This window comes from Dactylosporangium sp. NPDC000521, from assembly GCF_042898305.1.
Classification (GTDB): domain Bacteria; phylum Actinomycetota; class Actinomycetes; order Mycobacteriales; family Micromonosporaceae; genus Dactylosporangium.
This window is the reverse complement of the sequence record NZ_JBIAYW010000002.1, coordinates 182,882-202,861: the sequence shown is the minus strand read 5'-3', so window position 1 is coordinate 202,861 and position 19,980 is coordinate 182,882. Positions and strand designations below refer to the sequence as shown.

General features: G+C 70.3%; 21 protein-coding genes. 10 read left to right on the top strand and 11 right to left on the bottom strand.

Annotation, left to right across the window (positions count from 1 at the left end):
• Window positions 1–96 precede the first annotated feature (96 nt).
• From ACFY3L_RS06735 to ACFY3L_RS06725, 3 genes are all read left to right on the top strand, one after another.
• On the top strand, window positions 97–3,843 hold the full coding sequence (locus ACFY3L_RS06735) for a multifunctional oxoglutarate decarboxylase/oxoglutarate dehydrogenase thiamine pyrophosphate-binding subunit/dihydrolipoyllysine-residue succinyltransferase subunit (protein WP_389319442.1): 3,747 nt from the start codon (window positions 97–99) through the stop codon (window positions 3,841–3,843).
• Window positions 3,844–3,931: 88 nt separating this feature from the next.
• Entirely contained in the window at window positions 3,932–4,108 is a 177-nt protein-coding gene (locus tag ACFY3L_RS06730; RefSeq protein WP_344503667.1) for a DUF6104 family protein, read from the top strand.
• Between the two features lie 527 nt (window positions 4,109–4,635).
• Window positions 4,636–5,562, top strand: coding sequence for an alpha/beta hydrolase family protein (locus ACFY3L_RS06725; protein WP_389319439.1), 927 nt, complete (start codon window positions 4,636–4,638; stop codon window positions 5,560–5,562).
• 853 nt (window positions 5,563–6,415) lie between these two features.
• Here the strand turns inward: ACFY3L_RS06725 and ACFY3L_RS06720 are convergent.
• On the bottom strand, window positions 6,416–6,913 hold the full coding sequence (locus tag ACFY3L_RS06720) for a hypothetical protein (RefSeq protein ID WP_389321186.1): 498 nt from the start codon (window positions 6,911–6,913) through the stop codon (window positions 6,416–6,418).
• Between ACFY3L_RS06720 and ACFY3L_RS06715 the strand changes: the two genes are divergently transcribed.
• Window positions 6,797–7,108: an FAD-linked oxidase C-terminal domain-containing protein gene (locus tag ACFY3L_RS06715; protein WP_389321088.1), complete on the top strand. Its 312-nt coding sequence runs from the start codon at window positions 6,797–6,799 to the stop codon at window positions 7,106–7,108. The two genes, ACFY3L_RS06720 and ACFY3L_RS06715, sit on opposite strands and share 117 nt — an antisense overlap.
• Here the strand turns inward: ACFY3L_RS06715 and ACFY3L_RS06710 are convergent.
• Window positions 7,061–7,678 (bottom strand): Pr6Pr family membrane protein, encoded by a 618-nt coding sequence (locus ACFY3L_RS06710; RefSeq protein ID WP_389319437.1) that lies wholly within the window; start codon window positions 7,676–7,678, stop codon window positions 7,061–7,063. The two genes, ACFY3L_RS06715 and ACFY3L_RS06710, sit on opposite strands and share 48 nt — an antisense overlap.
• Window positions 7,679–7,751: 73 nt before the next feature.
• Here ACFY3L_RS06710 and ACFY3L_RS06705 point away from each other — a divergent pair, with 73 nt between their 5' ends.
• Window positions 7,752–8,663 carry an alpha/beta hydrolase family protein gene (locus ACFY3L_RS06705; protein WP_389319436.1) on the top strand — a complete coding sequence of 304 codons (912 nt, stop codon included), beginning with the start codon at window positions 7,752–7,754 and terminating at the stop codon, window positions 8,661–8,663.
• Between the two features lie 611 nt (window positions 8,664–9,274).
• Here the strand turns inward: ACFY3L_RS06705 and ACFY3L_RS06700 are convergent.
• From ACFY3L_RS06700 to ACFY3L_RS06685, 4 genes are all read right to left on the bottom strand, one after another.
• Entirely contained in the window at window positions 9,275–9,685 is a 411-nt protein-coding gene (locus ACFY3L_RS06700) for a hypothetical protein (protein WP_389319434.1), read from the bottom strand.
• Window positions 9,686–10,602: 917 nt separating this feature from the next.
• A complete protein-coding gene (locus ACFY3L_RS06695) occupies window positions 10,603–11,556 on the bottom strand; it encodes a zinc-binding dehydrogenase (protein ID WP_389321085.1) in 954 nt (317 codons plus the stop codon).
• The gene (locus tag ACFY3L_RS06690; RefSeq protein ID WP_389321082.1) at window positions 11,553–12,671 is read right to left on the bottom strand and encodes an NADP-dependent malic enzyme; all 1,119 of its coding nucleotides are present in this window, start codon (window positions 12,669–12,671) and stop codon (window positions 11,553–11,555) included. Before ACFY3L_RS06690 ends, ACFY3L_RS06695 begins: the two co-directional genes overlap by 4 nt.
• A 175-nt stretch (window positions 12,672–12,846) precedes the next feature.
• Window positions 12,847–13,161, bottom strand: a complete 315-nt coding sequence (locus ACFY3L_RS06685) for a S24/S26 family peptidase (protein ID WP_389321079.1) — start codon at window positions 13,159–13,161, stop codon at window positions 12,847–12,849.
• Window positions 13,162–13,231: 70 nt separating this feature from the next.
• Between ACFY3L_RS06685 and sodN the strand changes: the two genes are divergently transcribed.
• The 3 genes from sodN to ACFY3L_RS06670 all read left to right on the top strand — a co-directional run bounded on the left by sodN (window position 13,232) and on the right by ACFY3L_RS06670 (window position 14,648).
• Window positions 13,232–13,636 (top strand): superoxide dismutase, Ni, encoded by a 405-nt coding sequence (gene sodN / locus ACFY3L_RS06680; RefSeq protein WP_389319432.1) that lies wholly within the window; start codon window positions 13,232–13,234, stop codon window positions 13,634–13,636.
• A 72-nt stretch (window positions 13,637–13,708) separates the two neighbouring features.
• Complete coding sequence (locus ACFY3L_RS06675; protein WP_389319430.1) at window positions 13,709–14,194, top strand: GNAT family N-acetyltransferase; 486 nt, start codon at window positions 13,709–13,711, stop codon at window positions 14,192–14,194.
• 25 nt (window positions 14,195–14,219) lie between these two features.
• Window positions 14,220–14,648, top strand: coding sequence for an ATP-binding protein (locus ACFY3L_RS06670; RefSeq protein WP_389319428.1), 429 nt, complete (start codon window positions 14,220–14,222; stop codon window positions 14,646–14,648).
• A gap of 113 nt (window positions 14,649–14,761) precedes the next feature.
• On the opposite strand, the gene ACFY3L_RS06665 is transcribed toward ACFY3L_RS06670, so the two are convergent.
• Together ACFY3L_RS06665 and ACFY3L_RS06660 are read right to left on the bottom strand one after the other, a co-directional pair.
• Window positions 14,762–15,502 (bottom strand): FadR/GntR family transcriptional regulator, encoded by a 741-nt coding sequence (locus ACFY3L_RS06665; protein WP_389319427.1) that lies wholly within the window; start codon window positions 15,500–15,502, stop codon window positions 14,762–14,764.
• 61 nt (window positions 15,503–15,563) lie between these two features.
• Window positions 15,564–15,971 (bottom strand): hypothetical protein, encoded by a 408-nt coding sequence (locus tag ACFY3L_RS06660; protein ID WP_389319426.1) that lies wholly within the window; start codon window positions 15,969–15,971, stop codon window positions 15,564–15,566.
• Between the two features lie 228 nt (window positions 15,972–16,199).
• On the opposite strand from ACFY3L_RS06660, the gene ACFY3L_RS06655 reads away from it, so the two are divergent.
• Both ACFY3L_RS06655 and ACFY3L_RS06650 read left to right on the top strand, forming a co-directional pair.
• The gene (locus tag ACFY3L_RS06655; RefSeq protein ID WP_389319424.1) at window positions 16,200–17,135 is read left to right on the top strand and encodes a diacylglycerol/lipid kinase family protein; all 936 of its coding nucleotides are present in this window, start codon (window positions 16,200–16,202) and stop codon (window positions 17,133–17,135) included.
• 381 nt (window positions 17,136–17,516) lie between these two features.
• The gene (locus ACFY3L_RS06650; protein WP_033358446.1) at window positions 17,517–17,774 is read left to right on the top strand and encodes a WhiB family transcriptional regulator; all 258 of its coding nucleotides are present in this window, start codon (window positions 17,517–17,519) and stop codon (window positions 17,772–17,774) included.
• Window positions 17,775–17,848: 74 nt separating this feature from the next.
• On the opposite strand, the gene ACFY3L_RS06645 is transcribed toward ACFY3L_RS06650, so the two are convergent.
• The 3 genes from ACFY3L_RS06645 to ACFY3L_RS06635 all read right to left on the bottom strand — a co-directional run bounded on the left by ACFY3L_RS06645 (window position 17,849) and on the right by ACFY3L_RS06635 (window position 19,856).
• A complete protein-coding gene (locus ACFY3L_RS06645) occupies window positions 17,849–18,292 on the bottom strand; it encodes a zf-TFIIB domain-containing protein (RefSeq protein ID WP_389321076.1) in 444 nt (147 codons plus the stop codon).
• Window positions 18,293–18,327: 35 nt separating this feature from the next.
• Complete coding sequence (locus ACFY3L_RS06640; RefSeq protein WP_389319422.1) at window positions 18,328–19,050, bottom strand: sirohydrochlorin chelatase; 723 nt, start codon at window positions 19,048–19,050, stop codon at window positions 18,328–18,330.
• A gap of 95 nt (window positions 19,051–19,145) precedes the next feature.
• Window positions 19,146–19,856, bottom strand: coding sequence for a phosphoadenylyl-sulfate reductase (locus tag ACFY3L_RS06635; protein WP_363405093.1), 711 nt, complete (start codon window positions 19,854–19,856; stop codon window positions 19,146–19,148).
• Between the last annotated feature and the right edge of the window lie 124 nt (window positions 19,857–19,980).

Sequence of the window (19,980 nt, the reverse complement as noted above, 5' to 3'; positions counted from 1 at the left end):
GGCGGGCGTCGGCGACGAACGAGCGTTAGGCAGCGCGTAGCCTTGACGCGGATCCGTGACCCCAGCTACTCCGTTTGGAAGAGGCGATCAGCAGCCGTGTCGACCCAAGCGACCAACTCGCAGGAGAACCCCTTGGCGGGTTTCGGCCCGAACGAGTGGATCGTCGAGGACATGTATCAGAGGTACCTCGCCGACCCGGCCAGCGTGGACCCCGCGTGGCACGACTTCTTCGCCGACTACAAGCCGAGCGGGGACGGCGCCGAGGGCACCTCGGCGGCGCCTGCCGAGGTGGCTGAGCCGGCGGCCGTGACCACGACCGCGCCGGCCCCCGCCGCGCAGGCTCCTGCCGCTCCGGCTCCCGCCGCGCCCGCTCCGGCGGCGCCGAAGGCCCCTCCCGCGGCTCCGAAGGCCGCGCCCGCGGCGCCCAAGGCCGCTGCTCCCGCGGCCAAGGCGGCTCCGAAGGCCGAGCCCGCTCCGCAGGGTGGCGCGAAGCACGTCCCGCTCCGCGGCGTCGCGGCCCGCATCGTGCAGAACATGGACGCCTCGCTGGAGGTGCCGACCGCCACGAGCGTGCGCGCCGTGCCGGCGAAGCTGCTGTCCGACAACCGCGTCGTGATCAACAACCACCTGGCTCGCGGCCGGGGTGGCAAGGTCAGCTTCACCCACCTGATCGGTTTCGCGATGGTCCGGGCGCTCGCCGCGCACCCGGAGATGAACAACTCGTTCGCCGAGATCGACGGCAAGCCCAACCTGGTCCAGCCCGAGCACGTCAACCTCGGCATCGCGATCGACCTGGTCAAGCCCGACGGCTCGCGCAACTTGGTGGTGCCGAGCATCAAGGCCGCCGACACCATGGACTTCCGGCAGTTCTGGTCGGCGTATGAGGACATCGTGCGGCGGGCCCGGCGCAACGAGCTGACCATGGAGGACCACAGCGGCGCCACAGTGTCGCTGACCAACCCGGGCGGCATCGGCACCGTGCACTCCATGCCGCGGCTGATGGCCGGCCAGGGCACGATCATCGGCGTCGGCGCCATGGAGTACCCGGCGCCCTACGCCGGCATGTCCGACGAGACCCTCGCCGACCTCGGCATCAGCAAGATCCTGACGCTGACCAGCACCTACGACCACCGGATCATCCAGGGCGCGCAGTCCGGCGAGTTCCTCAAGGTCATGCACGAGCTGCTGCTCGGCGAGCACGGGTTCTACGACCAGATCTTCACGGCGCTGCGGATCCCGTACGAGCCGGTCCGCTGGGTGCGCGACGTCGCCCGGACCAGCGAAGGACAGATCGACAAGGCGGCCCGGGTCGTCGAGCTCATCCACGCCTACCGGGTCCGCGGCCACCTGATGGCCGACACCGACCCGCTGGAGTTCCGCATCCGCCGCCACCCGGACCTCGACGTGCTCGAGCACGGGCTGACGCTGTGGGACCTGGACCGGGTCTTCCCCGTCGGCGGCTTCGCCGGCAAGCAGAAGATGAAGCTGCGGGCCGTCCTCGGCGTCCTGCGCGACTCCTACTGCCGCCGCGTCGGCGTCGAGTACATGCACATCATGGACCCGGAGGAGCGGCGCTGGGTCGCCGAGCGGGTCGAGAAGCCGTACGAGAAGCCCGACACCGCCGAGCAGAAGCACATCCTCAACCGCCTCAACGCCGCCGAGGCGTTCGAGACGTTCCTGCAGACGAAGTACGTCGGCCAGCGCCGCTTCTCCCTCGAGGGTGGCGAGTCGCTGATCCCGCTGCTCGACGAGATCCTGCAGAACTCGGCCGAGGGCGGCCTCGACGAGGTCGTCATCGGCATGGCGCACCGCGGCCGCCTCAACGTCCTGGCCAACATCGTCGGCAAGCCCTACGAGAAGATCTTCTCCGAGTTCGAGGGGCACCTGGACCTGAAGTCGGCGCACGGCTCCGGCGACGTCAAGTACCACCTGGGCATGACCGGCAAGTTCACCCACCCCGACGGCGAGCACGCCACGACCGTCTCCGTGGTGGCGAACCCGTCGCACCTGGAGGCCGTCAACCCGGTCCTCGAAGGCATCGTGCGAGCCAAGCAGGACTCGATCGACCTCAAGCTCGAGGGCTACACGGTCCTGCCGCTGCTGATCCACGGCGACGCCGCGTTCGCCGGCCAGGGCGTGGTCGCCGAGACGCTCAACCTGTCGCAGCTGCGCGGCTACCGCACCGGCGGCACCGTCCACGTCGTCGTCAACAACCAGGTCGGCTTCACCACCGCGCCGGAGTACTCGCGCTCCTCGCTGTACTCCACCGACGTCGCCCGCATGATCCAGGCGCCGATCTTCCACGTGAACGGCGACGACCCGGAGGCCGTGGTCCGCGTCGCGCGGCTCGCCTTCGAGTACCGCCAGGCGTTCAACAAGGACGTCGTCATCGACCTGGTCTGCTACCGGCGCCGCGGGCACAACGAGGGCGACGACCCGTCGATGACCAACCCGCTGATGTACGCGATCATCGACCAGAAGCGCTCGGTGCGGAAGATCTACACCGAGGAGCTCATCGGCCGCGGCGACATCCCGATCACCGAGGCCGAGGCCCTGCTCAAGGACTACCACGAGCAGCTGGAGACGGTGTTCAAGGCGACCCGCGACGCGTCCTCCAACCCGGCGTCGCGCCTCACCCGCCTGCGCGAGCCCGAGCCGGAGCCGGTGGTCGAGACCGCGATCGACGTCTCGGTCCTGCACGCGATCGGCGAGGCGCACGTCAAGCTCCCCGACGGCTTCACCCCGCACAAGCGTGTCCAGCAGCTGCTGGACCGCCGCGCGAAGATGGCCGCCGCCGGCGACATCGACTGGGGCTTCGGCGAGGTCATCGCGTTCGGCTCGCTGGTCAACCAGGGCGTCACCGTCCGGCTCTCCGGCCAGGACTCCCGCCGCGGCACCTTCGTGCAGCGGCACGCCGCGATCGTCGACGCGGAGACCGGCGCCGACTACATGCCGATGTCCGCCCTCATCAAGGACAGCGCGAAGCTCTTCGTCTACGACTCCCTGCTGTCGGAGTTCGCCGCGATGGGCTTCGAGTACGGCTACTCCGTCGAGAACCCCGACGCCCTCGTCATGTGGGAGGCGCAGTTCGGCGACTTCGTCAACGGCGCCCAGTCCATCGTGGACGAGTTCATCTCCTCCGGCGAGGTCAAGTGGGGCCAGCGCACCGCCGTGACGCTGCTCCTGCCGCACTCGCACGAGGGTCAGGGCCCCGACCACACGTCGGGCCGGCTGGAGCGGTACCTGCAGCTGTGCGCCGAGGACAACATGCGGGTCGCGGTGCCGACCACCCCGGCGAACCACTTCCACCTGCTGCGCCGCCAGGCGCTGTCGCCGAAGAAGAAGCCGCTCGTCGTCTTCACGCCCAAGTCGCTGCTGCGGCACCGGCTGTGCGTGTCGCCGGTCGAGGACTTCACCACCGGCACCTTCGCCACCGTCCTCGGCGACCCCGGCATCAAGGGCTCGGCCCTGAACGCGGCCGGCGTCAAGCGCGTCCTGCTCTGCTCCGGCAAGGTCTTCTACGACCTGCTGCAGGCCCGCACCGAGCGCGACATCACCGACACCGCCATCATCCGGGTCGAGCAGCTCTACCCGATGCCGGTGGAGGAGCTGCGCGCGGCGCTGGCGCAGTTCCCCAACGCGGAGGACTTCGCCTGGGTCCAGGAGGAGCCGGCCAACCAGGGCGCCTGGTCGTTCATCGCCCTCAACCTCCTGGAGCACCTCCAGGGCGTCGGCCTGCGCCGCATCTCCCGCCCCGCCGCCGCCGCTCCCGCGGTCGGCTCCACCAAGCTCCACGACGCCGAACAGCAGGCCCTCATCGAGGCCGCGCTGCCGAAGCGCTGACCTTCTGTCGTTTCGTCTCGTTCCGTCGTCTCGTCTCGTTCCGTTCCGGGGAGGGCTCGCGCCCTCCCCGGTTCCATTGGAGGTGCCCATGTACTTCACCGACCGCGGTATCGAGGAGCTCGCCCAGCGCCGGGGCGAGGAGGAGGTCACCCTCGAATGGCTCGCCGAACGCCTGCGTGACTTCGTCGACCAGAACCCCGAGTTCGAGACGCCGATCGAACGCCTCGCCGTCTACCTGGCCCGCCTGGACGACGACGAGGACTGACCGCCCCTCTCCACTTTCTCCGCCAGGCTCGGGCGGCTTCGTTCAGCGCATTTCGATGGACGAATCCGATTTATCCGGAATGTGACCCTCCGGTGCCGTCGCCGGCCGGGCGGGTGCGACTGCCGGCGATTCGCGATTTCGTTCCGACGAGCCGCATGGGCGCATCTCCCGTCGCCTGGCTGTCGTTGACCGTGCGGGCGCTGGTCGTACACCTGCCGCGGTGACCACAACGGTCGGCTGCGGCGGCCAGAGATGACGGACATTTCCGAATTGTCGGGGCAAGGGGTCGCTGCAATTCAGCGTGGCTGCGGGCCGCATCCGCCAATTGGGTCGATCGAGGACAACTTGGTGTAGTCCGGCAAGACAATCAGTTGTCCCCAGTCGGGTGATCCCCGCGTAGTGCATGGTCCACTTACATTCTGTACGTGCCCCGAAGTCGCAACCGATCCGCAACCGTGTCGCTCCTGGCCGCCGCCCTGCTCCTTCTGGGCGGCGCTTTTTCGGCCTCTGAGGCCGAGGAGCAGCCCTTGACCGCGGCCGCCGGTGCTCAGGCGGCGCGGATCAGCGGCTATGCGGTCGGCGTGCGGCACTTCAACTTCGCCCGGGGCAAGGACCGGCCGCTCCCCACGACCGTGTGGTACCCGACGCGGGGCTCGGCCCAGCGGACCAGGGGGCAGGTCCAGGGCGGCGCCGAGCCACTGTCCGGGAAGCTGCCGCTGATCCTCTGGAGCCACGGCTTCTACAGCAATCCGCAGATGCAGGAGGGCATGACCAAGTTCCTGGCGGAGGCCGGGTACGTGGTCGTCGCTCCGGCGTATCCATTCACGAAGAAGGACACGCCGAAGTTCAACAAGCTCGATGTGCCGAACCAGTCGCTGGACGCGTCGTTCGTCATCACGCAGATGCTGCAGCCGGACAACCCGATGGCCGACAGCATCGACCCCGAGCGGATGGCGGCGATCGGGCACTCCGGCGGCGGGACGACGACCGACGGGCTGTTCACGGTGCACCGCGACCCGCGCCTGAAGGCCGGGGTCATCTTCGCGGGCCGTCCTGCCGGGAAGTACCAGGGCAGCCCGGTGCCGCTGCTGTTCATACACGGCGACAAGGACCCCGTCGTGGCGTATGAGCAGGGGCGCACGTCGTACGGCGCGGACCCGTGGCCGAAGGCGTTCCTGACAATCATCGGCGGCGAGCACGGCGCCGGCACCAACGACCCCGAGCGCGGGCACCACCAGGCGATGGCGACGGTGCTGAACTTCCTCGCCTGGACCCTCGACGGCGACGACACCGCCCGGCTCACGCTGGACGACGACGCCAGGCTCGACGGAGTGACCCGGTTCGAATCGGTGGGAATCTACAGCAGCGCGAGCACCACGACGACGATCGCAACGACCGCGACGACAGCGCCGGCCACGACGAGGCCGACCTTGGAGCCGGTCGCGGCGGGCTGAGCCGTCTCGGTGTTGTCCACCCATGCCTGGAATGCCTGAGTGTTCTGACTTGGGTCAACGCGCTCATCGGGCATGGCCGCCAGAATACCGATGACCTGCCCCGCGGGCAGTAGCCGAACGTGTCGGATTGTGGCACTCTCCGTCGATGACCGAACAGCGGCAGCGATCGTTGACGCCCACCGACGGGCCGCTGCTACCGGGCGATCGTGGAGACGATGCTGAACACGGGAACCACCGACGGCCAGGCCCCGTTGCTGCTCGCCTTCAATGCCCCGACAGCACTCCCCCTGAACGACGCCCTCGCCCTCTGCACCGACCACAGCGGCGCCCCCACTGCTCACCCTGCCCACTCCGCTGACGGCTCTGGCAGCCCTACCCAAGACACCGACACTCCCGCCCACAACCTCCGGCGGCGCCGCCCACCCCGCCCACTCCACTGACGGCTCCGGCAGCCCTGCTCGATACTCTGGCGCTCCTGCCCACAACTCCAGCAGCCCTCTTCACAGGTCCGGCACCCGCGCCCACAACTCCGGCGGCCCTGCTCAGCACTCCGACGGCTCGGGTGGCTCCGTTCGGTGGCGCCGCCGACTCCGTCGGCGGTTTGGCCCCGGGTAGCTCCGATGACGGTTCCTCCAGCCCCGGCCGCTCCAGCCGCGGCTTCGCAGGCTCCACCCCTTCCAGCGGCGGCTTCATCGGCTCCGGCCCCGGCAGCGCCTCCTGCCGTTCCAGCGGCAGCTTTTGTCAGCTCCGGCCGTTCTCGCGGTGGCGTCGCCAGCTGCGGCTCGGGGCAAGGCGGCCATGTCGGCAACTGGCGATCGTCGTTTCTGCGCGCCGTACACCCGCGATGCCCTCATCAAAGACCGGCCTGATCGTCGAGACCGCCTGCACGTGAAGCCGCTTCGAGGCACTGCACACGGCCGAGATCACCACCACGCAAGCTCGCCTCGCCATCGGCCCGATCGTCGAAACCGCGTACACGTGAAGCCACTTCGAGGCACTGCACACAGCCGAGATCACCACCACGCAAGCTCGCCTCGCCATCGGCCCGACCGTCGAAACCGCGTACACGTGAAGCCGCTTCGAGGCACTGCACACAGCCGAGATCGCCGCCGCGCAAGCTCGCCTCGCCATCGGCCTGATCGTCGAAACCGCGTACACGTGAAGCCGCTTCGAGGCACTGCACACGGCCGAGATCGCCGCCGCGCCGGCTCGCGTCGCCGTGGTCACCTGCCGGATCACTCACGCGCACTCCGACGGCCCGGCGCCGCACTTCACCGTCATCACGCCGGCCCGGCGCGGCGCCGATGTCATGCTCTGGGACGAGGTCGAGGCCACCGTCAGCCCCGGCCATCACCCAGCGCCGGCGACACCATCACCCACCATCACGCGGTCGGCCGGGACCACCTGCCGTGGCTCGATCGGGTGCGCGAGCCGGCAGATGCCGACGGTGTCGCCCGACCCGCCCTTCACCGACGTGCTGCGGGCCACGAAGCGCACGCTAGACCCCCGCGGGATCCTCAACCCGGGCGCGCTGCTGCCCAGTTAATCGCCGGACTCCCTCGCCCAGTCCGATGAGCAGCAGCCCGAGCAGGAAGAACGCCACGGTGAAGCCGAGCGCCGAGATCGTCACGCCGCCGTAACCGAGCTCATTCGCGTCGACGAACGGGTATGGATACTTGTCGACGATCGCCCCGCGTACCAGCGCAAAACCCAGATACGCCAGGGGATAGCCGAGCCAGACGGCCGCATACCACCAGCGGACCGGCTCCCTGTCGACGAACAGCCAGGTGACCGCGGCGAGGATCGGCGTCACCGTGTGCAGCAGCAGGTTGTGCGGTGCGTGCGCCCCGGAATCCACCACGTGGAACGGGCTGGACGGATTCGCCAGCAACGAGTGATACACCGTGCCGGTGATGCAGCTGTACAGCGTCGCCGCCCCACGCACCCACCCCGGCACCGGGCGCAGCGCCGCCAGGGCCGACACCACCGCGATGATCACGCTGCTCTGCACGGTGAAGTAGACGAACACTCCCCCGTCGCCGTTTGTGTAGTCGAGCAGCAGGACGATCCCGGTCAATGCACTCACCGCGGTGAGCACCCGGAAGACGACGGACATGCGCCGCAACCTAGCCGGAAATCGCCCGCCGGGCCAGCCTTGATCCTGGGGTCCGCCTCGTACGGTGGATGCCATGCGCCGTCTCGTCGTGGCCCTGCTGACCGCTGGCCTCGCCGGCCTCGCTGCCCCCGGCCTCGCTGGCTGCACCGGCCAGCCGGCGCCGGCCAAGTGGGTCACGCCGTCGCCTTCCCCGGCCGCGACCGTCGCCCCACAACTCGCCCAGGTCACGCCGCTACCTCCCCTCCCCGTGCCCCAGAGCGCACTCGACGTGTCGCGCCAGGAGGTGACCTACCACCGCGAAGGCCGCGTCCTGCGCACCGTCATCTGGATGCCCTCGACCACTTCCCGCGTGCCGGCGGTCGTGTTCAGCCATGGCCTCAACGGCACCCCCGAGGCCTTCACTCCCCTGCTCACCGCGTGGGCGTCGGCCGGCTTCGCGGTGATCGCCCCCGCGTATCCCAACACGACCCGCAGCGCCCCCCGCCTGGACGTCTACGACGTGCTCAACCAGCCTGCCGACGCCAGCTTCGTGCTGAGCCAGGTCCTCGCCGGCCCACTCGGCAAACGCATCGACAGCACCCGCCTTGCCGCCGCCGGCCACTCCGCCGGCGCCATCACCACCGTCGGCCTCTTCACCGCGGGCCGCGACGCCCGCCTCCACGCCGGCATCATCCTGGCCGGCAGTGGCCTGGGCGTGGGCACCGCCTTCACCGGCACCCCGGCCTCTCTGCTCTTCGTCCACGGCGACGCCGACCCCTTGGTCTCCTACGCCTCGGGCAAGGCCACCTACGACGTGGTCCCCTGGTCGAAGGCCATGCTGACCGTCCCCGGCGGCAACCACAACGACCCCTACCTCCGCCCGGACGTCACCTCCTTCACCGAGGTCCGCTCGCTGACCCTGGCTTTCCTGCGCCTCGAGCTCTACGGAGACCCCACCGCCCGCCGCCAACTCCCGCAAGGTCCCTCCTTCGACGATCGCCTGTGATCGTGAGACGCTATGGGCATATGCTAGCATAGGAATAGAGGCGGCGACGTCGGCTCTTGCCGGGGGGAGGCAGGCAGTGCCACGACCATATTTCTCGCTGGAGGCCCCTGACGCCGGCCGCTGCACCACCGGCCAGATCGACTGGCGCGCACGTTTGGCGGCCCAGGCCGCGGAGCACGGCCGCCGTCGGGAGGAGCGGCAGCGAGCCAAGGCGGAGTTCGCCCAGGCCCGCAGACACGGCCTGGCCACCCGTCACGCGACAAAGCTGACCCGCCTGCACAACGCCCGCGTCCTGGCCGGCCTCCGCCCCACCCCGTCGGGTGCCGCGGCAGCCGAGTCGCCGCCGACAGGTCCTGCCGTCCCGCCACATGCACCGCCACCAGCGCGGCCCGCCGTCCCGACACCCCGTCCCGCGTTGGAGGCCGTACTGCCCGGGAGCGCGCGCAGGGCGTCACGCTCGGACGCCCCACCTCGTCCACGGCCAACCGCTCCGCCGCCACCACAGTCCGTCCACACGACAGCAACGCCACCACCGCCACCGACCGGAAGAAGGGCGGCGCCGCCGCCACCGTCGGTCCGCAGGAATGCGACGCCGCCGCCACAGTCCGCCCTCAGCGGAGCAACACCGCCACCGCTACCCACCCGAAGGAATGCGACGCCGCCACCGTCCGCACGCAGGGAAGCAACCCCGCCACCGCAACCCACCCGAAGGAATGCGGCGGCGCCGCCACCGTCCGCACGCAGGGAAGCAACGCCGCCACCGGTCGCGGTGTCAGTGTCCAGTGGCTCGACGATTCGCCCGGCATCGCCGACCGCCCCACCGTCCGGGCCACCGGTCGCCCTCCCGCCGCCGCGGCGCTCTGGTACGACGACCCGTCGAGAACCGCAAGCCACTCCAGCACCTCAAACGTCCGCATCGCCATCGCCGTCGCCCACCCGTCGGGGCGCCGCCCGGCCAGCAGCACGTCCGGCCGCACCACACCGACCACACCGACCACGCCGGCCACCTGCACCGGTGCCACCGAAGCGCAGCTGCCGTGTGGCCTGCCCGGGCCTGCCCTGCCCGGCCTGCCCGGGCCTGCCCTGCCCGGGCCTTGCCGGGCCGCCGCTCGGTCAATTCGCAAGGCCCGGCCCCATGTCGCCAGTCGGCAACGTCATCGCGGGGGGGGGGCGAGGCCGGCAACTGCGCACCCGCTTTGGCTCCGGTCCGCTATCGGGCACCGCCCGGGACGACCAATTCACGATCAACACCCGCGACTACAACGTGTCCCACGAGCACGGCTGCCGGCCCGCCGCCGTACGCCTTTCGCTGTGGTGCCACCGTCGACACCGCGGGCCAGGTTCAGCGCAGACCACGGTCCGGCACGCCACGGCCCGGCGCGGGCAACGTCCAGTGCGGGTCACGTCCAGCACCAGCCAGGTCCGACAGGGGCAGGTCGGCGCGGGTCAGGGGCTGCGTCGGACAGGTTCGGCGCGGGCTGGGGCTGGCGAGGGGGACGGGTCGAGCTTTGAGGGTGCCCAAGGTCGTGGCTGTCGAGAGACGGGGTGCTGGGAGATGGGGCACCGAGAGAGGCGTCGCGACAGAGCCCGTCGCGACAGAGCCGTCCCGAGAGAGCCCGTTGCGAGAGAGGCGTCGCGACAGAGCCGCCGCGAGAGAGCCCGTTGCGAGAGAGGCGTCGCGACAGAGCCGCCGCGAGAGAGCCCGTTGCGAGAAAGCCCGTCGCGAGAGGCGTCGCGAGAGAGCCCATTGCGAGAAAGCCCGTCGCGAGAAAGGCGTCGAGGTCTGGCTGTGGGCCCAGGGGGATGACGGGGTGGGGAGGTCCTCAGCAGCACCGGATGGCGGGTGGCTGGGTGGGAGGGGCCGGCCGCTCAGAGGGTGCTGGACGGGCGTGCCTGGTGTGGAGGCCGGGCACGCCCGAGCTGCGGCGGGTTGAAGGGGTCAGGTGGTGTGGTCGAGGACGATCTTGCCGAAGACGTTGCCAGAGTGGAGCTTCTCGAAGGCGGTGCGGGCTTCGGAGAAGGGGATGATCGAGTCGATCACGGGGCGGACGCCGGTCTTGGCGAGGAGGGTCATCAGCGCGGCGAGTTCTTCCGGGGTGCCCATGCTGGTGCCCAGGATCTCCAGCTGCAGGGCGAACATGCGGCGGAGGTTGACCTTCGGGAGGTGGCCGCTGGTGGCGCCGGAGACGACGATGCGGGCGCCGGGTTTGGCGCACTTCATCGAATGGTCGAAGGTGGCCTCGCCGACGGTTTCGATGATGACGTCCACGCGTTCGGGGAGGCGGGCTCCCGAGTCGAAGGCGGTGGCGCCCAGGGAAGTGGCTCGCTCGCGCTTCTCGGCGTCGCGGGAGGTGGCGTAGACGCGGGCGCCCAGGGCCTTGGCGAGCAGGATCGCCGCAGTGGCGACGCCGCCGCCGGCGCCCTGGACCAGGACGGCCTGGTCGGGCTCCACGCGGCCCTTGGTGGTGAGCATCCGGTACGCGGTCAGCCACGCCGTCGGCAGGCAGGCCGCCTCGGCGAAGGTGAGCTCCGCCGGCTTGGGCACGAGGTTGTACGCGGGGACGGTGACCTGCTCCGCGACGGTGCCCTGGTAGTACTCCGAGAGGATCGAGACCTCGCCCGACGGGGTGAAGACCACCGGGTACACGACGACCTCGGCACCGTCGGGGCCGATGCCGGCGGCGTCGCAGCCGAGGATCATCGGCAGCTGCTCGGCGCGGAGGCCGACGCCGCGCAGCGACCACAGGTCGTGGTGGTTGAGGGCGCTGGCGCGCACGTCCACCACGGCCCAGCCGTCGCCCGGGGCAGGCGCCGGGGCCTCGCCGACCGTGAGGCCGGCGAGGGGGTCGGCGTCGTTGAAACTGGACGCGAAAGCTGCACGCATGACGGCTATCTCAACACACCGTCGGCGCGGGCGGCGGCGGCGACCGCGGCGGCCACGGCCGGCGCGACACGCGGGTCCAGGGCGCTGGGCACGATCGCGTCCGTGGTCAGCTCCTCAACGGCCAGCACCGAGGCGATGGCGGAGGCCGCGGCGACCTTCATGCCGTCGGTGATCCTGGTCGCGCCGGCGTCCAGGGCACCGCGGAAGATGCCGGGGAACGCGAGGACGTTGTTGATCTGGTTGGGGAAGTCGCTGCGCCCGGTGGCGACGACCGCCGCGTAGCGCGCGGCGACCGACGGGTGCACCTCGGGCGTCGGGTTCGCGAGGGCGAAGATCGCTCCTCCGGGGGACATGCCGGCCAGCGCCGCCTCGCCGATGGTGCCACCGGAGACGCCGATGAGGACGTCGGCACCACGGAGCGCGTTGACGATGTCACCGGTGATCCCGCCGGCGTTGGTACGAGCGGCGAGCGCCGACTTCTCCGGGTTCAGATCGGTGCGCCCGGTGTGCAGGCAGCCCCGGGAGTCGAGCACGACGATCTCGCCGGCGTCGGCGCCGCCGCTGATGAGCATCTTGGTGACGGCGACGCCCGCCGCGCCGGCGCCGCTGACGACGATGCGCAGGTCGCGCAGGTCGCGGCCGAGGACGCGGGCGGCGTTGCGCAGCGCGGCGAGCACGACGATCGCGGTGCCGTGCTGGTCGTCGTGGAAGACGGGGATCGGCAGGGTCGCTTCCAGGCGGCGCTCGATCTCGAAGCACCGCGGCGCGGAGATGTCCTCGAGGTTGATGCCGCCGAACGACGGTGCGAGGGCGGTGACGATCGCGACGATCTCGTCGGGGTCCTGGGTGTCCAGGCAGATCGGCACCGCGTCCACCCCGCCGAACTGCTTGAAGAGGACGGCCTTGCCCTCCATGACCGGCATCGCGGCGCGCGGGCCGATGTTGCCCAGTCCGAGCACCGCCGAGCCGTCGGTGACCACGGCGACGGCCCGGCCGACCCAGGTCAGCTCGTGGACGAGCGCCTCGTCGGCGGCGATGGCCTCACAGACCTGGGCGACGCCCGGCGTGTACGCCAGGGCGAGATCTTCACGGGTCGCGAGCGGGACGCTGGACTGGACGGACATCTTGCCGCCCTGGTGCAGGTCGAAAACCGGCCCCTCGAGGGCCTGATTGGTCACGGGTGCAGACACGGGGGCTCCTTTGCCACGTCTGACAATGCTGGTGTTTCCGCGCAAGCGCATGGGTGGTGAAAGCGCTCAGGATGCGATTCAGCGGGGGTGACCCGGTATCCGCATCACCTTACGCTGCGACGCGCCGTAGCCGCACCGGTTGTGGCCACCAGCGAAATGTCACACGTCCGATGACGTCGGCCGGCCCGTACACCTCGGAATCATCGGATCCGAAGGGGTTGTCGCCGGTCAGCCACCATCCGCCGGCCTCCGCCCGGGCCACGCGCTTCACCACCAGGAGGCCTGGCCGGCTGCGGAAAGACCCGACGACGACGTCGCCGGGCCGCGCGGTGCCGACGCGGCGAACGAGAATCCGATCGCCTTGGCGCAGCGTCGGCGCCATCGACGGGCCGTGCACCAGAGCTGTGAACCACGGTAGCCGCATGAAATCCCCGAGTTTGGACAGGAGTAGGGTCACCAACTGAGGATCATCGCAAATCACCCTGGAGGGTTCGATGCGACTGTCGCGGCTATTCACCCCGCGCACCGTAGTGAGCGCCCACTGCGACCTGCCGTGTGGTGTCTACGACCCGGCGCAGGCCCGTATTGAGGCCGAGTCCGTCAAAGCAATCAGTGAGAAGTACCAGGCCAACAGCGACCCCGAGTTTCGGACCCGGGCGCTGCTGATCAAGGAGCAGCGTGCCGAGCTGGTCAAGCACCACCTGTGGGTGCTGTGGACCGACTACTTCAAGCCGCCGCACTTCGAGAAGTACCCGCAGCTGCACGGCCTCTTCAACGAGGCGACGAAGCTCGCGGGCGCGTCCGGCGCGAAGGGCTCGGTCGACCCGGCCGTCGCCGAGCAGCTGCTGGCGAAGATCGACGAGATCGCGAAGATCTTCTGGGAGACGAAGCAGGCCTGACCTGCGGTCAGACCGGAGGCCCCCCACACCGCCACGGCGGGGTGGGGGGCGTTCTTTATCGGAGGAGCATCGATGAGCGTGGAAATTCGTGCGGCGACGGACGAGGACGTGCCGGCGATCGTCGGGATGGTGTATGAGCTCGCGGAGTTCGAGAAGGCCCTCGAGGAGTGCCACCTGACGGAGGAGCAGCTGCGGGCGGCGCTCTTCGCTCCGGCACCGGCGGTGTTCTGCCACGTCGCCCAGGCCGGCGGCGAGACGGTGGGGATGGCGCTGTGGTTCCGGACGTACTCCACGTGGGAGGGCGTGCACGGCATCTACCTGGAGGATCTGTACGTGCGGCCGGGCGCACGCGGTACCGGAGCCGGGAAAGCCCTGGTGGCGAAGCTGGCGCAGATCTGTGTGGAGTCCGGGTACCCCCGGCTGGAGTGGGCGGTGCTCGACTGGAACCCGGCCCGCGGCTTCTACGACGCGCTCGGCGCGCGGCACAAGTCGGACTGGCTGCCCTACCGGCTCACCGGGGACGCACTCGCCGCGACGGCGCGAGCGGCGACGTCGTAGAGTCGCGGGCAAGGGGGTTCATCGCGTGACTCAGGTCGTTTCGAAGAGGTCAGGCTCCGACGCCGACGACGTCGTGCTGCTCGCCGTGCCGGCGTCGCCCGCCTACCTGGGGGTGTTGCGCACCGCGACGGCGGGTCTCGCGGCGCGCCTGCAGTTCACGCTCGACGAGATCGAAGACCTCCGGATCGCCGTCGATGAGGCGTGCGCGATGCTGCTGGCGGTGGCGAGCGAGACGCCGCAGCTCGGCGACACGGTCGAGCTGGCCTGCCGGTTCACGGTCACCGCGGACGCGCTGACGGTCGAGACGTCGGTGCCGCTCGGGTCGCCGACGGAGCGGCTGCCCGGGGGCGAGTCCTTCGCGTGGCAGGTGCTCAGCGCGCTCGCCGATGAGGTGTCGGCGGCGGTCGACGGCCTCCAGGCGAGAATCCGCCTGACCAAGCGCCGCCCGAAATAGGCGCCGCACAATAGGCCGAAACGCAATAAGCCGAAACAAGCGCCGACGCGGAAACCGCAGCACCGCGCCCACGGCGGCGACGTGCGCCTCGACATCCGCGACCGGCCGGCGATCTACACAGGGCGTTCCTTCAGAGCGGCGACGCCCGGGACCGGGGTGCGGGCGTGCTCCGGCGGGAGCTCCGACGGCCTGACGTGGTCGATGTGCCCGCGGGCGATCTCCATCGCGAGGTCGATGTCCTGCTCGCGGATCGCCGCCAGCAGCGCTCGATGATCCCGGTCGATGATCCGCCACATCGGCAACGGGGCGTTGTGGGCGGCGGCCTTGCGGTCGCTCACGGTGTACAGCGGACGCACCATCAGGCAGAGCAGGGTGTTGCCCGACGCGGCGGCGACGGCCAGGTGGAACGCACCGTGCATGGCGATGCGCTCGTCCAGCGTCGCGGTCTCGGGGTCGAACATCGCGGCCTCGAGGTCGCGCAGGTGGCACGGCTCGCGGCGGGCGGCGGCGAGGCCGGCGGCCGGGACCTCGAGCATCCGGCGGACCTCGAGGAAGTCGTCGCCCTTGACCGCGCCGCTGGCCAGCAGCAGCCCCACGCCGTCGGTGAGGGACTCGCCGAGCGTGCGGGCGTCGGGCTCGGCGACGAAGCTGCCGCCGTTGACACCGCGGGTGGTGACGATCAGGTGCTGGCTGCTCAGCAGGCGGAGCGCCTCGCGGACGGTGGACCGGCTCAGGCCGGACTGCTCACAGAGCTGCGGCTCCGTCGGCAGCCTGGCACCGGGCAGGAGCTGGCCGGACATGATCTCGAGGCGGAGCCGGTCGGCGAGGACCTGATAGGCGGGTGCGACCGTCACGACATCCGAGCGTAGGTCACCGCGGCCGTCGGCGGGACGAGCAACGCTCCAGGTCGTACGTTCAGCGGATGCCCAGCGCGATCCGCGTCGACGGGGCGAACAGCAGGATCGCCCCGGCGAGACCGAGGGCGAAGAGCGGCGCGCCGATGTAGGGCTGGCCGTGCGTGAGCATCGTCCAGCCGATCGGCATCTGCAGCATCTGCGTGACGATCCCCGGGCCGCGGGCCCACCGCTGACGGCGGTGCAGCGCGACGGCGATCCCCAGGAACAGCAGGGTCATGAGCGCCAGGTAGCCGGTGAAGGACAGCGCCGTGGCGAGGAACGTCGCGTTGCTGGTCACGTCCAGATACACGATCACCAGCGTGAGCAGGGCAAGCCCGATGCCCTCCGCGAACAGCAGCCGCACCGCCCACCGCAGGGTCGCCGGCTCCCGCTCCGACGCCACCGTGCCGCTTCGCTGGCCGCTCACGCTGCCGCCTCCGGCGTCAGCGCAAGCCAACCCTGCAATCCCCGCTCGCGACCCGAGCCGCTTCGCTGGCCGCTCACGCCGCCGCCTCCGGCGTCAGCGCAAGCCAACCCTGCAATCCCCGCTCGCGACCCGAGCCGCTTCGCTGGCCGCTCACCTGGCATTCCCCTCAGCCGACCCCGTCCCGTGCACCTCACCTTAGCGCGCGGGAGAGCGGGTACAGTGCCGCCCATGCGAGCCCTCCTGGTCGTCAACCCGAACGCGACGACCACCACCGAACGCGGCCGGGACATCCTGGTGCGTGCGCTGCGCAGCCAGGTCGACCTGGAGGTGGCATACACGCAGCGCAAAGGTCACGGCGTGGAGCTGGCGCGCGACGCCGCCCGGGAGCGCTTCGACCTCGTCGTGACGCTCGGCGGCGACGGCACGGTCAACGAGGCGGTCAACGGTTTGATGACGTTCGACGCCGGCCCGGCCGCCGGACGCGCGCAGGAGCGCCCGGCGCTCGCGGTCGTGCCGGGTGGCTCCACGAACGTCTTCGCGAGGGCGCTCGGCCTGCCGAGCGACTGGGCCGAGGGCACCGGCGCGATCCTGGAGGCGCTGCGGGACCGGCGGGAGCGGATCGTCGGCCTCGGCCGCGCCGACGACCGGTATTTCACGTTCTGCGCCGGCATGGGCCTTGACGCGGAGGTCGTGCGGCGCGTTGACCAGGCCAGACACCGGGGTTCGACGTCGACGCCGTGGCTGTATTTCCGGTCGATCGCGCAGCAGTACGCGACGACGAACCGCCGGGTGCCGCTCCTCACGCTCGAGCTCCCGGGCGAACCGGCCCGGTCCGGGCTAACGTGGATGTTGGTGCAGAACACTGCACCGTGGACATACATCGGCGAGCGGCCGGTGGATCCGAATCCGCGTGCCTCGTTCGACACGGGGCTCGACGTGTTGGGCCTGGTGCAGATGCAGGTCGGGAGCACGGTCCGGACGATGGCGCAGCTGGCTCGCGGCGCCGACCCGAAGGGCAAGCAGGTGCTGCGGATGCATGATCTCGCCGGGTTCACGCTCACCGCCGCCAAACCGATCGCTTTCCAGGTCGACGGGGAGTACCTCGGGGAGTGCGACAAGTTGGATTTCGCGTCCGTACCGGGAGCGTTACGCGTAGTGTGTTGAGTCACTCCCGGCGGTCGTCCACCGAAGGGGGAGAAAGTTGCAGAGAGTCGCGACAGGGACACCGCGGCCGCATCTCCGAAACCCCTCCGATCGTTGACCGAACCGTACTATATTGGTAACTGACTGTTGCGATTCAGGGTCACTAAACGCAATAAAATCGGACAAACAGTGCGTGAGCTTGCTCACCGACTTGGATTTTCTTGGTTTGGACCCCTTGACATCGCGGTAGTTCGTGAAAGCATTCACAAGCGAAACGAACACTGAGCGTTGCCCGCACACGCGTTACGGATCTTCAGGCTCCGCCTAGCCGAGACGTTACGCGAGATGCACATAGGGAATCACTAACAACGATCCGCGAAAACAACAAGGAGTGTTGCCGCCATGTCGGACTGGCGCCACCATGCCCTCTGCCGCGACGAGGACCCGGAGCTGTTCTTCCCCATCGGAACTTCGGGCCCGGCGTTGCTGCAGGTCGAGCAGGCGAAGGCGGTCTGCCAGCGCTGCTCCGTGACCAGCGACTGCCTGCAGTGGGCACTCGATTCCGGTCAGGACGCAGGCGTCTGGGGCGGAATGAGCGAAGACGAGCGTCGTTTGATGAAGCGTCGCGGCGGCCTGCGGGTCCGCGCTCACTCCGCATAGCCCAATGCCATAACCGCACCGAAGACGAAAACCGCCCCGGCCGCCCGGCCGGGGCGTTTCGCGTTCACTGAAGCTCAGTCGAACAGTTCCTCGAAGAAGCTGTCGCGGTGGTGCTTCTTCCGCTTCTTGTGATGGCCGTAATGACCGTGGTGGCCGTGCCCGTGCTGCTGCGGATAATGGCCGTACGCCGGCTGACCATGACCCGGCTGACCGTAGGGCTGCTGACCGTAAGGCTGCTGACCGTAGGGCTGCTGACCGTAGGCGGGCGGCGGCGGGTAGGCCTGCGTCGCCCCGGGCGGCGGATAGCCCGGCCCGCCGGGCGGGACACCGGGAACCCCAGGAACCCCGGGCATCCCGGGAGCACGCCCGCCGCGCCAGGCGTTCTCCGCATCGACGAGCTTCTCCAGCTCCCCGCGGTCGAGGAAGATACCCCGGCACTCCAGGCACTGGTCCACCGTGACACCGCTGCGCTCGTACTGCCGCATCTCACCGCGGCACTTCGGGCATGTCATCTGCATACGTCCAAGGTAGCCGTCCGCCACCGTGGGAGCTCTCAGGCGGCGAGATCCACCGTCTCCGGGGACACCCGGCCGATCCTGGCCACCACCAGGCGGGCCAGGTCCAGGGCCCGGCCGAGCGGCGGCGCGGCCGGCTCCAGCGCGCCCGCGGACACGGCGGAGGCGACGGCGGCCTCGTGCAGCTTGCCGGGGGCCAGGAAGTACGAGGAGATCGCGATCCGCGAGCAGCCCTGCGATCGCAGCGCCGACACCGCGACCGCGCCGGTGACAGGCGACCCGGAGGCGAACGCCGCACGGCACGGCAGCCCGAGCGACCGCCCGAGCTCGGCGGCGGCCAGGTCGACGGTGTGTCTGGCCAGGTCGTCGCGGGTACCGGCGGCGATCATGACAACCCCGTCGGCATCGACGGCGGGCAGTTGCCGACGCAGGGCGGCGATGAGGTGCGGCTCCAGAAGACCGCCCACAGGGCCGAGCACGTCGGTCACGCGCACCCGCATCGTCAGGCCGGCGGCGTACGCCCGCTCGATCACGCCCGGCAGGTCGACCCGGCCGTGAAACGCCGAGGTCAGCAGCAGCGGTACGACAGCCGCCGAACGATGACCGAGGCGCTGCATGTCGAACAGCACCGTGTCCGGACGGGGTCCCGCATGATCGAGGAACGACGTCCGCACGTCCAGCCCGGGGCGCTGGGCCGCGACCGCGCGGGCGAGGGCTCTCGTCGAGGCCGCCGCCCGCGGGTCGGAGGACCCGTGCGCCACCAGTAGAACAGCTGTTACCGGCTCCCCCGGCTTCGCCGGCGGTTCCGAGGGGGGCTGCGCCACTCCACACCCCCCATGCTTCGCACCACGAACCTTCACCCTGCGTGGAGACCGCACTCGGTCTTGTCGAACATCGGCCAGCGCCCGCCGCGCGGGTCGCCGCCGGGAGGGGTCCGCCGGGTGCACGGCCAGCAGCCGACGGAGGCGTACCCCTGCCGCATGAGGGCGTTCACCGGGACGTTGTAGCGGGAGATGTACGCGTCGACGTCGGCCTGCGTCCACTGCGCCAGCGGCGAGACCTTGAACTTGCCGCGGGCCTGCTCGAAGCTCACGATCGGCGTGTTGGCGCGGCTCGGCGACTCGTCGCGGCGCAGGCCGGCGGCCCACGCGTCGTAGTCCTCGAGGGCCCGCTCCAGCGGCTCGATCTTGCGCAGGAAGCAGCACTCGTCGGGGTCGCGGGCGTAGAGCCGCGGCCCGAACTCGGCGTCCTGCTCGGCGACGGTCTGCCGCGGGCGGATCGAGCGGACCGTCACCGGGAGGGTCCGCTGGACGACCTCGCGGACGCGGAGCGTCTCGGCGAAGTGCAGGCCGGTGTCGAGGAAGATGACCGGCACGCCGGGCACGACCTTCGAGACGACGTGGGCGAGCACGGCGTCGGCGAACGAGCTGGTCACACAGAAGCGGTCGCCGAACTCGGCGGCGGCCCACTCCACGATCTTGTCGGCGGTCTTGCCCTCGAGCTGGGCCGACGCCTCCTTGGCCAGGGCGATGGACTCTTCACGGGTACGTGCAACGGCTGTGCTCATCGCTTCGCCTCCAACATTCGTGCCGCCAGCCCCAGGAATTTCAGTGAGAAGACCCGCGCGCAGCTGCGGCACTCCCATGCGCCGTGCGTGTCCTCGTGTGGCCGTAGGTCCTCGTCCCCGCAGT